Annotated in this window: 17 protein-coding genes; 6 read left to right on the forward strand and 11 right to left on the reverse strand. The window is 72.0% G+C overall.

Annotation, left to right across the window (positions count from 1 at the left end):
- Positions 1–19: 19 nt before the first annotated feature.
- The 3 genes from OHA98_RS28115 to OHA98_RS28125 all read right to left on the reverse strand — a co-directional run bounded on the left by OHA98_RS28115 (position 20) and on the right by OHA98_RS28125 (position 2704).
- Complete coding sequence (locus OHA98_RS28115) at positions 20–718, reverse strand: lysoplasmalogenase (protein WP_266929547.1); 699 nt, start codon at positions 716–718, stop codon at positions 20–22.
- Complete coding sequence (locus OHA98_RS28120; protein WP_266929549.1) at positions 715–1659, reverse strand: sterol desaturase family protein; 945 nt, start codon at positions 1657–1659, stop codon at positions 715–717. The genes OHA98_RS28115 and OHA98_RS28120 overlap by 4 nt, the downstream gene beginning before the upstream one ends.
- A gap of 331 nt (positions 1660–1990) precedes the next feature.
- Positions 1991–2704, reverse strand: coding sequence for a VIT family protein (locus OHA98_RS28125; protein WP_266929550.1), 714 nt, complete (start codon positions 2702–2704; stop codon positions 1991–1993).
- 138 nt (positions 2705–2842) lie between these two features.
- On the opposite strand from OHA98_RS28125, the gene OHA98_RS28130 reads away from it, so the two are divergent.
- The 5 genes from OHA98_RS28130 to OHA98_RS28150 all read left to right on the forward strand — a co-directional run bounded on the left by OHA98_RS28130 (position 2843) and on the right by OHA98_RS28150 (position 7718).
- Positions 2843–3889, forward strand: a complete 1047-nt coding sequence (locus OHA98_RS28130) for a DEDDh family exonuclease (protein WP_266929552.1) — start codon at positions 2843–2845, stop codon at positions 3887–3889.
- A 63-nt stretch (positions 3890–3952) separates the two neighbouring features.
- Positions 3953–4186, forward strand: coding sequence for a hypothetical protein (locus OHA98_RS28135; RefSeq protein WP_266929553.1), 234 nt, complete (start codon positions 3953–3955; stop codon positions 4184–4186).
- Between the two features lie 78 nt (positions 4187–4264).
- Complete coding sequence (locus OHA98_RS28140) at positions 4265–5071, forward strand: SURF1 family protein (protein ID WP_266929555.1); 807 nt, start codon at positions 4265–4267, stop codon at positions 5069–5071.
- A 93-nt stretch (positions 5072–5164) separates the two neighbouring features.
- Entirely contained in the window at positions 5165–6958 is a 1794-nt protein-coding gene (locus OHA98_RS28145; protein ID WP_266929556.1) for a glycoside hydrolase family 15 protein, read from the forward strand.
- A gap of 4 nt (positions 6959–6962) precedes the next feature.
- Positions 6963–7718, forward strand: coding sequence for an SDR family oxidoreductase (locus OHA98_RS28150; RefSeq protein WP_266929557.1), 756 nt, complete (start codon positions 6963–6965; stop codon positions 7716–7718).
- Between the two features lie 104 nt (positions 7719–7822).
- On the opposite strand, the gene amaP is transcribed toward OHA98_RS28150, so the two are convergent.
- From amaP to OHA98_RS28175, 5 genes are read right to left on the reverse strand one after another with little or no spacing between them, the layout of a single operon-like run.
- Positions 7823–8410: an alkaline shock response membrane anchor protein AmaP gene (gene amaP, locus OHA98_RS28155; protein ID WP_266929559.1), complete on the reverse strand. Its 588-nt coding sequence runs from the start codon at positions 8408–8410 to the stop codon at positions 7823–7825.
- Positions 8407–9093, reverse strand: a complete 687-nt coding sequence (locus OHA98_RS28160; protein ID WP_266929561.1) for a DUF6286 domain-containing protein — start codon at positions 9091–9093, stop codon at positions 8407–8409. Before OHA98_RS28160 ends, amaP begins: the two co-directional genes overlap by 4 nt.
- Positions 9090–9443 carry a hypothetical protein gene (locus OHA98_RS28165; protein ID WP_266929563.1) on the reverse strand — a complete coding sequence of 118 codons (354 nt, stop codon included), beginning with the start codon at positions 9441–9443 and terminating at the stop codon, positions 9090–9092. The genes OHA98_RS28160 and OHA98_RS28165 overlap by 4 nt, the downstream gene beginning before the upstream one ends.
- The gene (locus OHA98_RS28170) at positions 9440–9631 is read right to left on the reverse strand and encodes a hypothetical protein (protein WP_266929565.1); all 192 of its coding nucleotides are present in this window, start codon (positions 9629–9631) and stop codon (positions 9440–9442) included. Before OHA98_RS28170 ends, OHA98_RS28165 begins: the two co-directional genes overlap by 4 nt.
- Positions 9632–9662: 31 nt before the next feature.
- Complete coding sequence (locus tag OHA98_RS28175) at positions 9663–10154, reverse strand: Asp23/Gls24 family envelope stress response protein (RefSeq protein ID WP_266929566.1); 492 nt, start codon at positions 10152–10154, stop codon at positions 9663–9665.
- Positions 10155–10248: 94 nt separating this feature from the next.
- On the opposite strand from OHA98_RS28175, the gene OHA98_RS28180 reads away from it, so the two are divergent.
- On the forward strand, positions 10249–11013 hold the full coding sequence (locus OHA98_RS28180; RefSeq protein ID WP_266929568.1) for a hypothetical protein: 765 nt from the start codon (positions 10249–10251) through the stop codon (positions 11011–11013).
- 125 nt (positions 11014–11138) lie between these two features.
- Here the strand turns inward: OHA98_RS28180 and OHA98_RS28185 are convergent, their stop codons facing one another.
- From OHA98_RS28185 to OHA98_RS28195, 3 genes are all read right to left on the reverse strand, one after another.
- Entirely contained in the window at positions 11139–11930 is a 792-nt protein-coding gene (locus tag OHA98_RS28185; RefSeq protein WP_266929570.1) for an enoyl-CoA hydratase/isomerase family protein, read from the reverse strand.
- Between the two features lie 150 nt (positions 11931–12080).
- A complete protein-coding gene (locus tag OHA98_RS28190) occupies positions 12081–12302 on the reverse strand; it encodes a helix-turn-helix domain-containing protein (RefSeq protein WP_007263382.1) in 222 nt (73 codons plus the stop codon).
- Between the two features lie 319 nt (positions 12303–12621).
- Complete coding sequence (locus OHA98_RS28195; protein WP_266929572.1) at positions 12622–14220, reverse strand: ABC-F family ATP-binding cassette domain-containing protein; 1599 nt, start codon at positions 14218–14220, stop codon at positions 12622–12624.
- Positions 14221–14403: the final 183 nt, after the last annotated feature.

Raw genomic sequence — 14403 nt, forward strand, 5'->3', positions numbered from 1 at the left:
GTGGGGGTCCTTGCTCATTTCATCCGCTGATACTCCGCTCACGGTACGCCCCGGGTCCGTCATCGGGTGCTTTCGCCCCAGTCGCGAGGATCCCGGCGGTCAGCAGGGCCTGGGCCGCGATGTAGGTGAGCATGACCCAGAAGTCGGGCGCGGGCAGCTGCGGCCAGTCGGCGATGCCGGTGGCGATGAGCGCGTCCGACAGCAGGAAGAGCGCGCCGCCGAGCGCCGTGAGGCGGCCGAGGGCGCCCGCCCGCCAGGCCATGGCGGTGAGCAGAAGGCTGTAGCCGGTCAGCGGGACGCGCAGATCGGCCGGCAGATCGGGCCAGATCAGTACGAGGAAGGCGGCCAGGACGACCGCGTAGCCGAGGCCCGCGGGCACCGGGGCGCGCCTCCGGCCGAACAGCCGGAGGTAGCAGATGTGGCCGGCGGCGAAGGAGCCCATGCCGGCGAGGAAGGCGAGGTCGTGATCGGGGAGCAGCAGGGTGTCGCCGCCCCAGCCGAAGAGCAGTGCGGCGATGAGCGTCCTGGGGCCGCCGCGGGCCGTGGCGTAGGCGGCGAGCAGCGGCATCAGCAGGGGCTTGGCGACGAGGTGGGCGGTCTCGGCACCGGCCAGGAGTCCGGCGAGGTCGACGGCCGCGGCGACGAGGAAGGCGATGAGCAGGGGCCGGGCGAACCGCTGCCCCCGGCCGGGCGCCCGCGCGGGCACGGGGCCGGTCATCGGGTGCTCCCGGGGGTGGCGGTGCGCTTCGCGGCGGGCGCCGGGGCGCCGGGAGCGGAGGGGGCGGAGGCGGGTGCCGGGGCGCGGCCGGAAGCGGTTCCGGGCCGGGCCGCGGGCTGCCATCCGGGGCCGCGGAAGACCCGTCCGGCCCGTTCGCCCCAGCTGCCGGCCGCCCGTACGTCGCGGGCGATGGCCGCGTACTCGTGCGTCGCCACGCGCAGCGGGTTGTGGGTGGCGATGTTCTTGGTGAGCCCGAAGACCGGCCGCTCCGTCTCGGCGGTGAACGACTTGAAGAGCCGGTCCCAGATGATCAGGATGCCGCCGAAGTTGCGGTCCAGATAGCTGCCCTGGGACGCGTGGTGCACGCGGTGGTGGGAGGGCGTGTTGAGGACGTACTCGAAGGGCCTGGGCAGTTTGTCGATGCGCTCGGTGTGCACCCAGAACTGGTAGACGAGGTTGGCCGACTGGCAGAAGGCGAGCGCCGCCGGGTGCACCCCGCAGGCGATCAGCGGGAGGTAGAACGGCCAGACGGTCGCGGAGGTCCAGGGCTGGCGCAGCGCGGTGGTGAGGTTGAACTTCCGGCTGGAGTGGTGGACCACATGGCAGGCCCAGAGGATCCGGATGACGTGGTGGCCCCGGTGGGACCAGTAGTAGAAGAAGTCCTGGGCCAGCAGCATCAGCGGGATCGTCCACCACAGGACGGGCACCCGCAGGGGGGTCAGTTCGTACAGGGCCATGTAGATCGCCACGATGGGCAGCTTCCACAGCAGATCGAAGCCGATGCTGCCGATCCCCATGGTCACGCTGGTGGCGGCGTCCTTGGTGTCGTATCCGGCGGCCTCGTCGTCCGGGTGGATCCGGTAGCTGACCATCTCGATCACGGTGAGCAGGACGAAGGCCGGTATCGACCACAGCACGACATCGGGCAGGTTCGGCTCCATCCCAGCACCGTAGAGCCGCCGGCCGGTCAGGGCTAGACGTTGTTACCCACAAGTATGCGAGACGTGGTGTCAGCAGTATTTGGCACCTTCCACCAATGGGGCCGCCGCAGGATTTCCGTCAGGCCCTCCGCGCGCACCGCATTGCTCCTGGGGCGTGTGTCGAAAGTAGCGCCGTCCGCCCGAAGGGCGGGGCTCACGGCGTCCGGTGCGTGCGATCGCAAGGCGGAGGAGTGTCCTCGTACTGGACGTACAAGGACACCCCGACAACGCGGACAACGCGGCGAGCGTGCGTGCCGGGCGTCGCGAGCCAGGCGGGACTTTCGACACACGCCTACACGCCCGCCGCCCCCAGCAGCGTCCCCGCGGCATAGGTCACCGCCATCGCCACCGCTCCCCCGCCCATGTTGCGCAGCACCGCCGGACCCGGGGACGCCTCGCCGAGACGGGCGCTCCACCAGCCGGTCAGGGCGAGTGCCGCCATCACGGAGGCCACGGTGACGGCGAGCCGGAGCGAGGAGGGCGGCAGCACGATCGCCAGCAGGGGCAGCAGGGCGCCCACCGTGAACGCCAGGAAGCTCGCCCCCGCCGCGTGCCACGGGTTCGTCAGGTCGTCGGGGTCGATGCCCAGCTCGACCTCCGCGTGGGCGCGCAGCGCGTCGCGCTCGGTCAGCTGGAGGGCCGCCTCACGGGCGACCTCCTCGCTCAGCCCCTTGCCCTGCAACAGGCCCGTCAGTTCGAGCAGTTCGGCCTCGGGTGCCTCCTGGAGCTCCTGTTTCTCCGTGGCCAGTGCGGCCTTCTCCGAGTCGCGCTGGGTGGAGACCGAGACGTACTCGCCCGCCGCCATGGACATCGATCCGGCCAGCAGCCCGGCCAGCCCGGCGGTGAGGAGCGCGCCGCGGTCGCCGGTGGCTCCGGCGACGCCGACGACGAGGCCCGCGGTGGAGACCACACCGTCGTTGGCGCCGAGGACCGCGGCCCGGAGCCAGTTCAGCCGGGCGCCGAGTCCATTGCTGTGGGGTTCGTCGTGAACCTGTCCGTCCGTCACCCGGGGAGGGTCTCATCCACGGAGCCGCGGACCCGGGCCGACCCGCCCGGGGCGAGGGCCGCCGCGCGCGCCCGGGAGCGGGGCGCCGGTCGCCGGGACGGCCGAATAGGGAACTGTCAGTGGCGGCCCGTATTCTCTGTGACCATGCTCGACGACCGCCAGACCGCAGCGCCGTGGCCGACCGCCTACCCCCAGGGGTACGCGGTCGTCGATGTGGAGACCACCGGACTCGCCCGCGACGACCGGATAGTGTCCGCTGCCGTCTACCGCCTCGACGCCCAGGGCAACGTCGAGGACCACTGGTACACCCTGGTCAACCCGGAGCGGGACCCGGGCCCCGTCTGGATCCACGGGCTGACCAGCGAGGTGCTGGAGGGTGCGCCGCTCTTCCCCGAGGTCGCCGCCGCGCTCTCCGAACGGCTCGCGGACCGGGTGCTCGTGGCACACAACGCGGCCTTCGACTGGTCGATGCTCGCCCGGGAGTACGCCCGTGCGGCGGTGATCGCACCCGTCGAGCAGCGACTGTGCACGATCGCGCTCGCCAAGGAGCTGCGGCTGCCGCTGCCCAACCACAAACTGTCCTCGCTCGCCGCCCACTTCGGCGTCGTGCAGCAGCACGCCCACCACGCCCTGGACGACGCCCGGGTGCTGGCCGAGGCGTTCCGGCCGAGTCTGCACGCCGCCGCCCGCGACGGGGTGCGGCTGCCGCTGCTGGAGTGCCGGCCGCTGACCGAGTGGTCCGACTCCCCGGTCACCCCGCGGATCGGGTACCAGGCCTCGTACCAGCAGAACAGCTGGCGTCCCTCGCGGAAGCGGCCGGCCTGCCCGTATCCGAATCCGGGGCGGTACGAGAAGGACAAGCCGCTCAGGCAGGGCATGCGGGTGGCCTTCTCCGGGGACACCTCGATCGACCGCGAGCTGCTGGAGGACCGCGCCGTGGAGGCCGGGCTGCATGTGGCGACCAGTGTGTCCCGGCTGACCAGCCTGCTGGTCACCAACGATCCCGACGCGGCGACGTCCAAGACGCTGAAGGCGAAGTCGTTCGGCACACCGGTGCTGGAGGAGAGTGCCTTCACCCATCTGCTGCGGGACGTGGCCCCGGCGGACGCGCCCGCCGCCCCGCCCGCGGCGGGCCTCCCGTCACCGGCGCGCCCCGCTCCGGCGCCCGCACCGTCATCGGAGTGAACCGGGCGCGACTCGCCCGGGATCCGCTCGCCCACCGCCGCCCCGCGTCCCACCCTGTGGCGCATGGCACGTTGTGAGGTTTGCGGAAACGACTACGGCATGTCCTTCGAGGTGCACGCGCAGGGCGCGGTGCATGTCTTCGACTGCTTCTCCTGCGCCATTCACCGCATGGCGCCCATCTGTGAGCACTGCCGCGTCCAGGTCATCGGCCAGGGCGTGGAGGTCGACGGTCACTGGTACTGCGGCGGACACTGCGCCCGCGCCGAGGGGAAGGCGGGCATCGTGGACAAAGTGTGACGGAACATTCCGCCCCGGGACCTCGCCCGCCCCACCCCTGAGTGCCGCACCCCATGACCCCGGTTGTACGGTCATGGGGTGTACCGCTTCCTGTTGACCCGGCAGTGGGTGATTCTCACCCTCCTCACCCTCGTGCTGATTCCCACCATGGTCGAGCTGGGCTTCTGGCAGTTGCACCGGCACCAGCACCGGGTCGAGCAGAACGCCCTGATCTCGCGGAACCTCCAGGCCGATCCGGTACCCGTGGCGAGGATCACCTCCCCGGGGCACACCGTTCCGCGCGCCGACTACTGGCGCACCGTCACGGCCACGGGAACGTTCGATACCACGCACGAAGTGGTGGTGCGCCGCCGCACGTCGGACGACGACCGGATCGGTGTCCACGTCCTGACCCCGCTCGACCTCAAGGGCGGCGGCACCGTCCTGGTCAACCGCGGCTGGATCCCCGCCGCCCCCAGCCAGCAGACCTACCCGAAGGTTCCGGCCGCGCCGCACGGCGAGGTCACCGTCGTCGGCCGGCTCAAGGCCGACGAGACGACGGGCAGCAGCGGCATCAAGGACCTGGAGGGGCTGCCGGACCGCCAGGTGATGCTGATCAACAGCTCCCAGCAGTCCCAGCTGCTCTCCCGGCCGGTCCTGGGCGGATACATCGAGCAGACCGCGCCCGACGCGCCCGGCAACACCCCCGAGCAGATCGCCTCCCCCGACGACAGCTCCATCGGCCCGCACATGGCGTACGCCGTCCAGTGGTGGCTGTTCGCCGCCGGGGTACCGGTGGGCTGGGTGATTCTCGTACGCCGCGAGAAGCGCGACCGTCAGCAGGCGGCGGCCGAGGAAGCGGCGCGGGACGAGACGGCCGGACAGCCCGAGCCGGCGACCGCGTAGCACGCCGGGCCCGGTCCGGACGGCGGGCCCGGACGTACCTCCCTCGCGGGCCGCCCTGCTTAACGAGGCACGGGTGAGGGAACACGCCAGAACGTGACCCCACGCATCGAGGACTACGCCCTCATCGGCGATCTCCAGACTGCCGCGCTCGTCAGCAGGAACGGTTCCGTCGACTGGCTCTGCCTGCCCCGCTTCGACTCCGGCGCCTGCTTCGCGGCCCTGCTGGGGGACGAGGAGAACGGCCACTGGCGCATCGCGCCCCAGGGCACGGACACCACGGACACCTGCACCCGGCGCGGCTACGCGGGCAACTCGCTCGTCCTGGAGACGTACTGGGAGACCCGGACCGGCACGGTCAAGGTCATCGACTTCATGCCGCAGCGCGACAAGTCGCCCGACGTCATGCGGATCGTCGAAGGCATCAGCGGCAGCGTCGACATGAGTTCCGTCCTGCGGCTGCGCTTCGACTTCGGATCGGTCGTGCCCTGGATGCGCCGCTCGCACGGCCACCGGGTGGCGGTCGCGGGTCCCGATTCCGTCTGGCTGCGCAGCGATCCGCCGGTCAAGACGTGGGGGCAGCAGTTCAGCACCTGTTCCTCCTTCACCGTCGCGGAGGGCGAGAAGGTCGCCTTCGTCCTCACCTGGCACCCCTCGCACTCGCCGCGCCCGAAGCTGGTCGACCCGTACAAGGCGCTGAAGCACGCCCTGGCCGACTGGGAGAAGTGGGCGGCGAGATGCACGTACCGGGGCAAGCACCGCAACGCCGTGCTCCGCTCGCTGATCACCCTGAAGGCCCTCACCTACGGACCGACCGGCGGCATCGTGGCGGCCCCGACCACCTCGCTCCCGGAGGAGATCGGCGGCGTACGTAACTGGGACTACCGCTACTGCTGGCTGCGGGACGCCACCCTGACGCTCAACGCCCTGCTGTCGGCCGGCTACCTCAAGGAGGCGTCCGCCTGGCGGGACTGGCTGCTGCGGGCGGTCGCCGGTGATCCCGCCGACCTCCAGATCATGTACGGCCTGGCCGGCGAGCGCAGGCTCCCGGAGGCGGAGCTGCCGTGGCTGGCCGGATACGAGAACTCCCGGCCGGTCCGCTCCGGCAACGCCGCGGTCCGCCAGCGCCAGCTCGATGTGTACGGCGAGGTCATCGACTCGCTCCGGCTGGCCCGGGAGGCGGGCCTGGACGACAAGCCGCACGCCTGGAAACTCCAGCTCAGCCTGCTGGGCTTCCTGGAGTCCACCTGGCGCGAACCGGACGAGGGACTGTGGGAGATCCGGGGGGCACGCCGCCACTTCGTGCACTCCAAGGTGATGGCCTGGGTCGCCGCCGACCGCGCGGTGCGCACCCTGGAGGAGAACCCCACCCTGCCGGGCGACGCGGAGCGCTGGCGGGCGATGCGGTCGGCGGTGCACGCCGAGGTCTGCGCCAAGGGGTACGACCCCGAGCGGAACACCTTCACCCAGTCCTACGGTTCACGGGAGCTGGACGCCGCGACCCTGCTGATCCTCCGGACCGGTTTCCTGCCGCCGGACGACCCCCGGGTCATCGGCACCGTCGACGCGGTGCGCGACGAGCTGGGCAGCGACGGGCTGGTCCGCCGCTACAGCACCGACGGCACCGCGGTCGACGGCCTGCCGGGGGACGAGGGCGCCTTCATCGTCTGCTCGTTCTGGCTGGCCGACGCGCTCTTCCTGACGGGGCGGAAGGCCGAGGCCGAGGAGCTGTTCGAGCGGCTGCTGGCACTCCGCAACGATGTGGGGCTGCTGGCCGAGGAGTACGACCCGGTGGCAGGGCGCCAGCTGGGCAACTTCCCGCAGGCCTTCAGCCACATCGGGCTGGTGAACACCGCTGTCGCCCTCTCCACCGAGGACGCGGCAGGATAGGGCCATGGATCTTGGACTGAGGGACCGTGTGTACATCGTCACCGGCGCCACCCGCGGCCTGGGCAACGCCACGGCGCGCGCCCTGACCGGCGACGGCGCGAAGGTGATCATCAGCGGCCGGGACGAGAAGGCAGCCGTGGAGGCCGCCGCCGCGCTGGGGCCGGACGCGGTGGGGATCGCCGCCGACAACGCCGATCCGAGCGCGGCGCAGCACCTGGTGGACGCCGCGGTCGAACGGTTCGGACGGCTGGACGGCATCCTCATCAGCGTCGGCGGCCCGGCACCCGGCTTCGTCGCGGACAACACGGACGACCAGTGGCAGACGGCCTTCGAGTCGGTGTTCCTGGGTGCGGTACGGCTGGCCCGGACGGCGGCCGCCGTCCTCGGCGAGGGCGGTGTGATCGGTTTCGTGCTCTCCGGTTCGGTCCATGAGCCGATCCCCGGACTGACCATCTCCAACGGGCTGCGCCCCGGCCTGGCCGGCTTCGCCAAGTCCCTCGCCGACGAGCTGGGCCCGCGCGGCATCCGGGTCGTCGGGGTGCTGCCCGCCCGGATCGACACGGACCGGGTGCGCGAACTGGACGCCCTGTCCGGCGACGCGGAGGCCGCCCGCAGGGCCGGTGAGGCGCGCATCCCGCTGCGGCGCTACGGCACGCCGGACGAGTTCGGGAAGACCGCGGCCTTCCTGCTCTCCCCCGCCGCGTCGTATCTGACGGGCATCATGGTGCCGGTCGACGGAGGCTCGCGGCACGGCTTCTGAAGCCGGGGGTCCGTGAAGGGCCTCCTGGGGGTCGATGAAGGGGCGCGGGGGTCATGAAGGGGCGGCGGGGGGCCCGTTGAAGGGGCGCGGGGCCCGTGAAGCCGTCAGGAGACGCGTTCCGCGCGGTGCTTGACTGCCTTCAGCCGGACCTCGGCGGGCAGTTCGGCCAGCCCGGCCGAGTCCCGGGCGTGGGCCAGCGCCTCGTCGGCCAGACCCCGCAACGTCTGCTCGGGGGCGGCGTGCGGCTCCATCAGCAGCCGGATCCCGGCCCGTGGCGCGGAACGGCGGCCGCGCAGCGCGACCTGGGCGCGGGCCACCCCGTCCAGGGTGCCCGCCTCCTCGGAGAGGACGCCTTCCAGCGCCCGGCCCCGCAGCAGCGCCCCCTCGCCGTCACCGCTGTCGACCAGCACCTCGGCCAGCCGGCCGCGGCGCAGCTGGGCCAGCAGCCACCACAGAGCGAGGACGACCAGGACGGCGAGGACCGCGATGACGGTCGGCCACCACCAGCCGTCGTCCCGCCAGCGGTCCCGGTCGGCCTCGCTGAGCAGCACGTCGTGCTGTCCGTCCCACGGCCACCAGGAGGGCAGGGACGCGCCGAGGCCGACGGCCAGTACGGCGCCGCCGACGGCGATCAGCACCAGCCCGGCAAGACCCAGCAGTACCCGGTTGACGGTCCTGAGCACGCCGTTCACCCCTTCTTCGCCGGACGGCGGACATGGACGGACAGGCTCGGCGGCCTGGCCAGGCCCAGTTCCTTGATTCCCGCCCCCAGTGCGGTGTCCAGGTCGGCGCGTACGTCGTCGAGTTCCCGGAAGTGGGAGACCGCTCGCACGGCGGCCTTTCCGCGGCCCATCCGGACCCGCACGGACTGCACCCCGGACACCTCCACGGCCCGGTCGCGCAGTACGAGTGCCGCCGCGGTCCGGTCGAGCGCGGCCCGTACCTCCGCGCGGTCGCGGCGCATCGGCAGCAGATCGCGCAGTCCAGGGGTGAGGGCGAGCAGGATCAGCCAGAGGCCGATCGCGGCCGCGAGAGCGGCCCCGGCCAGGACCCAGACGTCGTCCAGCGGCCGCTCGGCCAGCTCGTCGGCGAGTGAGCGCCGCCACCGCATCGCCGGGTGGTCGGCCCGTACCGCGGCGATGTCGTAGAGCAGCAGACCGGCGCCGCCGAGGACCACCAGGGCGAGCAGCGCGGCGGGGACGCGGCGCGCGGACCAGAACCTGCCCGCCCGGCCGCCGCCCTTGCCCTGGGTGGGCACGGGGTCGTACGCGGCGGACGACGCGCTCTGGTCGAGTTCGAGCACATCCGACGCGCCCGGTCCGCCGGCCCGGGGCAGATGCTGGGTGCTGCCCGTCGGCTCCTGGGGCTCGGTCATCGGATCCTCCCCTGTGCCGCGGCGCCCGGTCCCGCGGGGTGCAGTTTTTCGACCCGCACCGCCACTTCGGGCACCTCCATGCCCGCCAATGTCCTTACCCGCTCCGCGACATGGCGACGCACCGCGCCGCACTGGCGGCCGATATCACTGGGATATCCGAGCTCCAGGGTGACCCGTACCCGGGCGCTGTCCCGGCGCACGGTGACCGTGGCGCGCGGCGAGGAACCTTCCTCGGGCGGCTCGTCGACCGCTTCTCCGGCCGCCTGTGCGGCGATCTTCGCGACGACCCGGTCGGCGATCCGGGTCTCCCCGCGCTCGGCGGCGGCGACCCGCCCGGTCACCGCCGTCACCGTCGCCGGTCGCCGCGCTCGCGACTCCGGAAGAAGTCGCCGGGCTCCAGGTCGCCGTCCAGGAAGCGGCCGACGACGAAGCCGACCGCCCCCAGGGCTGCCACCAGCAGAAAGGCCCCGAACCCGCCGAAGTACCCGGCGAAACCGAGCGCCATGCCGGCCAACAGACCGGCCACAGCCATGCTCATCGTGACTCCTCAACTGCCTTTCGGCGGAGACCTACTGGAGACGTGGCTCGGGCTCGGGCTCGTCGTCGTCCTCATCGGGCAGCTTGACGTCGCTCACCGCGATGTTGACCTCGACGACTTCGAGCCCGGTCATGCGCTCGACCGCCGCGACGACGTTCTCCCGTACATCGCGGGCGACATCGGAGATCGACACGCCGTAGTCGACGACGATCTCCAGGTCCAGCGCGGTCTGCGATTCGCCGACCTCGGCCTTGACCCCGCGGGTGACGGACTTGCCGCCGCCCGGGACCCGGTCGCGCACCGCGCCGAACGTCCGGGACAGCCCGCTGCCCATCGCGTGGACACCGACGACGTCACGTGCGGCCATTCCGGCGATCTTCTCGACCACACCGTCGGCGATGGTGGTGCGGCCTCGGGTGGCGGGGTCTCCCCCGCCTCGCTTGGTGAGCGGATTCCTGCCCCGGTCGTCACCGGCATCCTTGCCGGGGTTCTCGGGCCGGTTCCGCTGTGGGGTGTCAGTCATCGCCGCTCTTCCCTTCGGGGGCAGGGTTGGACTTCGCTGCCCACATTAGGTGCGCTTGCCCCGACTCGCGCCATGAATGCGGCAGGGTGGAGCAATGACAACGTCGCACAGCCCGCAGCAGGCCGACGGATGGACCGCGGCGGTACGGCAACGGCTCGGCCTCGGCCGGCTGCTCCCTCTGGGGGGTCCGGCCGAGGGGGCATGGATCGCGGAGCGGGCGGCGGCCTCGGTGCTGCGGAGCGCCGCGGCCGGCCCCGGCGCGGTCCTGGGCAGGCTCAGGATCGGCGCGGCGGCCCCGGACGGGCCGGGCCGCGATACGGCCGGGGCCCGGCCGGAAGCGGACGCGCCGCCCCCGGGATCACACGCGTCCCCCGCGGACGAGGCCGTTCCGGCGCCGCCGAGTGCGCTGCCGTCCGGGCCGCTGCGGATCGAGGCGGAGTTCTCGGCCTCCGCGGACCGGCCGTTGCCCGACACCGCCCACACCCTGCGCGCCGCACTGCTGACGGCGGCCTCCGCCCGGCTCGGCCTGGTGGTCAGTGAGGTGGACCTGCGGGTCACAGCGTTGCTGGAGGACGGTGCGCCCGACCGGGTGAGCGTCCCGGCGGACGAGGTGCGGGCCGCGAAGGCGGACGGGGCGGCGGCGGACGCGGCCGCCGCAGTGCCCGGTGTTGTCGCGCTGACCCGGGAGCTGGGAAGTGCGGTGCACAGCGGCGCGGATCATCTCCGGGTCGAGGTGGCGACGGCCGGGGACCACCGGGCCCTCGATGTGGCGCGGGCGGTGCGCACGGCGGTGGCCGCGGCCGTGGAGGGCCACCCGCCGGTCGCCGTACTGGTCACAGCCGTGGTGGAGCGGGACTGACCCAGGCACCTGCTGCGACCGGTGCCGGGACCGGGACCGGTGCCTGAGTCTGTCTCTGTGCCCGTCCCTGTCCCCGTGCCTGAGTCTGTCCCCGTGCCTGTCCCCGTGCCTGTCCCCGTGCCGGGTCAGTCGCCGAGGCCTGCCAGATCGCGCAGCCTGCGGCCCTGCGCGGCCCGCTCGGCCGTGCGCTGGTCCTCGTAACCGCGGGAGACGGCACCGCTCAGCAGGGCCTTGGTCTCGATGACGGCGTCACGCGGGGCGGCCAGCAGGGCGGCGGCGAGGTCGCGGGCGGCCGCGTCGAGCTGGTCGGCCGGGACGACGAGATTGGCGAGGCCGGTGCGCTCGGCCTCCTCGGCGTGCACGAAGCGCCCGGTGGCGCAGATTTCGAGCGCGCGGGCGTACCCCACGAGGCTCACCAGAGGGTGGGTGCCCGTGAGGTCGGGAACGAGACCGAGGCTGGTCTCACGCATGGCGAACTGCACGTCCTCGGCGGCGATCCGCAGGTCGCAGGCGAGGGCGAGCTGGAAGCCGGCACCGATGGCATGCCCCTGGACGGCCGCGATCGACACGATGTCGTTGCGGCGCCACCAGGTGAACGCCTCCTGGTACTCGGCGATGGTCGCGTCGAGCTCGTCCTCCGGGCCGCGCGCCATGTCGAGGAAGGACGGCTCACCGTCGAACCCTTCCGGGGTGAACGCCTGCCGGTCGAGGCCCGCGGAGAAGGACTTGCCCTCGCCGCGGAGCACCACGACCCGCACGTTGCCGGGGAGTACCCGTCCGGCCTCTGTCAACGCCCGCCACAGAGCGGGAGACTGAGCGTTGCGCTTGGCCGGGTTGGTGAGAGTCACCGTGGCAACCGCGTCATCGACGGTGAGCCGTACGCCATCCTTGTCGAGCACAGAGTCGAGCGAGGTCATGGGGCGCCTCCGGATCGGGTGCAGTCAGCACTCACAATTAAGTGACTGAACAGTAACCACCCGGTCGGCCGTACGACCGGCCGGGTGGCCACCACGTATTCCGGTGAGCCCCGAGGCCTGCCCCACGGCTGCCCCGACCGCTTTCGGCCCTCAGGCCGCAGCGGCCTTCTTGCCGCGCGTAGCTCCGCCGCGTCCCCGCAGCGTCACTCCGGACTCGCTGAGCATCCGGTGGACGAATCCGTAGGAGCGGCCGGTCTCTTCGGCCAACGCCCGGATGCTCGCACCGGAGTCGTACTTCTTCTTCAGGTCTGCCGCGAGCTTGTCGCGCGCGGCGCCGGTTACCCGGCTGCCCTTCTTCAGAGTCTCGGCCACCCGTGCCTCCTCATGGGAAGTGCGCTCTGGACTCTCATGATCACCCCTCCCGCGCTTCCTGGCCAGCCATTCGGCAAGGTCGGTGCGGGCGGATTCCCCGCCCCGGAGGCGGCCGACACAATCGGAATCACGAATTCCCTGCGGCTGTGGCGGCCTCTGGGAGCACCGCCCGAAAGAACTGCCAGGTCAGGGCCGTACGGGAAGATGAAGGTGAAATGGGTGCGCCCGGCAGCTATCTGCCGGGCGCCACGCCGGGGTATGAGACGCACTCACTCAGATGATGGATCACGCCTAGGCCGAATGATCTATCCCCGGCGGATCAGGCCAGGGCGACGAGGTCCCGGTAGTCCGCACCCCACAGGTCCTCGACCCCGTCCGGGAGCAGGATGATCCGTTCCGGCTGGAGCGCCTCGACCGCGCCCTCGTCGTGGGTGACGAGGACGACGGCGCCCTTGTACGTGCGCAGTGCGCCGAGGATCTCCTCGCGGCTGGCCGGGTCGAGGTTGTTCGTGGGCTCGTCGAGGAGCAGGACGTTGGCCGAGGAGACGACCAGGGTCGCGAGGGCGAGCCGGGTCTTCTCGCCACCGGAGAGCACCCCGGCGGGCTTGTCGACGTCGTCGCCGGAGAAGAGGAACGAGCCGAGGGTCTTGCGGACCTCGACCAGGTCGAGGTCCGGCGCGGCGGAGCGCATGTTCTCCAGGACGGTGCGCTCGGGGTCCAGGGTCTCGTGCTCCTGGGCGTAGTAGCCGAGCTTGAGGCCGTGGCCCTCGATGATCTCGCCGGTGTCGGGCTTCTCGGCACCGCCGAGGAGGCGCAGGAGCGTGGTCTTGCCCGCGCCGTTGAGTCCGAGGATGACGACGCGGGAGCCCTTGTCGATGGCGAGGTCGACGTCGGTGAAGATCTCCAGCGAGCCGTAGGACTTGGACAGGCCCTCCGCCATCAGCGGGGTCCTGCCGCACGGGGAGGGCTCGGGGAAGCGCAGCTTGGCGACCTTGTCGGAGACCCGGACGGCCTCCAGGCCGGACAGCAGGCGCTCGGCGCGCTTGGCCATGTTCTGGGCGGCGACGGTCTTGGTGGCCTTGGCGCGCATCTTGTCGGCCTGGGCGTTGAGGGTCGCGGCCTTCTTCTCGGCGTTCTGGCGCTCGCGCCTGCGGCGCTTCTCGTCGGCCTCGCGCTGCTGCTGGTAGAGCTTCCAGCCCATGTTGTAGATGTCGATCTGCGCACGGTTGGCGTCGAGGAGGAACACCTTGTTGACGACGGTCTCGACGAGCTCGACGTCGTGGGAGATCACGATGAAGCCGCCGCGGTAGGACTTGAGGTAGTCACGCAGCCAGACGACCGAGTCCGCGTCCAGGTGGTTGGTGGGCTCGTCGAGGAGCAGGGTGTCCGCGTCCGAGAAGAGGATGCGGGCGAGCTCCACACGGCGGCGCTGACCGCCGGAGAGCGTATGCAGCGGCTGGCCGAGCACCCGGTCGGGCAGGTTGAGCGCGGCGGCGATGGTGGCGGCCTCGGCCTCGGCGGCGTACCCGCCCTTGGTGAGGAACTCCGTCTCCAGGCGCTCGTACCGCTTCATCGCCTTCTCGCGGGTGGCGCCCTTGCCGTTCGCCATCCGGTCCTCGTTCTCGTGCATCCTGCGCAGGATCTCGTCGAGACCGCGGGCGGAGAGGATGCGGTCACGGGCGAGGATGTCGAGGTCGCCGGTGCGCGGGTCCTGCGGGAGGTAGCCGACCTCGCCGGACGTGGTGATGGTGCCGCCCGCGGGGGTGCCCTCGCCCGCGAGGCACTTGGTGAGGGTGGTCTTGCCCGCCCCGTTGCGGCCGACCAGGCCGATGCGGTCGCCCTTGGCGATACGGAAGGAGGCGGACTCGATGAGGATGCGGGCGCCGGCGCGCAGCTCGATGCCGGAAGCGGTGATCACGGGAAAAACTCCAGGGCAGTGATGGACGGCGGAGGGACGAGGGCGGAGGTCTCTCGACGCCGCTAATGCACAAGGAGAATGGCCATACGGCCCATTCTACTGGTGGTGTGCAACTGCTTTTCCGCGTGCTCGTGGGGACGAACCGCCCGGCGCCGGGCCCGGAACGGCACGGTCCTCGCCCGC

It is taken from the genome of Streptomyces sp. NBC_00654, assembly GCF_026341775.1.
Taxonomy (GTDB): Bacteria; Actinomycetota; Actinomycetes; order Streptomycetales; family Streptomycetaceae; genus Streptomyces.

Coding starts and splice junctions, on each gene's coding strand:
- OHA98_RS28115 (WP_266929547.1), bottom strand. CDS start 718: ATGACCGGCCCCGTGCCCGCGCGGGCGCCCGGCCGGGGGCAGCGGTTC.
- OHA98_RS28120 (WP_266929549.1), bottom strand. CDS start 1,659: ATGGAGCCGAACCTGCCCGATGTCGTGCTGTGGTCGATACCGGCCTTC.
- OHA98_RS28135 (WP_266929553.1), top strand. CDS start 3,953: ATGGCACGTTGTGAGGTTTGCGGAAACGACTACGGCATGTCCTTCGAG.
- OHA98_RS28150 (WP_266929557.1), top strand. CDS start 6,963: ATGGATCTTGGACTGAGGGACCGTGTGTACATCGTCACCGGCGCCACC.
- OHA98_RS28160 (WP_266929561.1), bottom strand. CDS start 9,093: ATGACCGAGCCCCAGGAGCCGACGGGCAGCACCCAGCATCTGCCCCGG.
- OHA98_RS28170 (WP_266929565.1), bottom strand. CDS start 9,631: ATGAGCATGGCTGTGGCCGGTCTGTTGGCCGGCATGGCGCTCGGTTTC.
- OHA98_RS28175 (WP_266929566.1), bottom strand. CDS start 10,154: ATGACTGACACCCCACAGCGGAACCGGCCCGAGAACCCCGGCAAGGAT.
- OHA98_RS28180 (WP_266929568.1), top strand. CDS start 10,249: ATGACAACGTCGCACAGCCCGCAGCAGGCCGACGGATGGACCGCGGCG.
- OHA98_RS28185 (WP_266929570.1), bottom strand. CDS start 11,930: ATGACCTCGCTCGACTCTGTGCTCGACAAGGATGGCGTACGGCTCACC.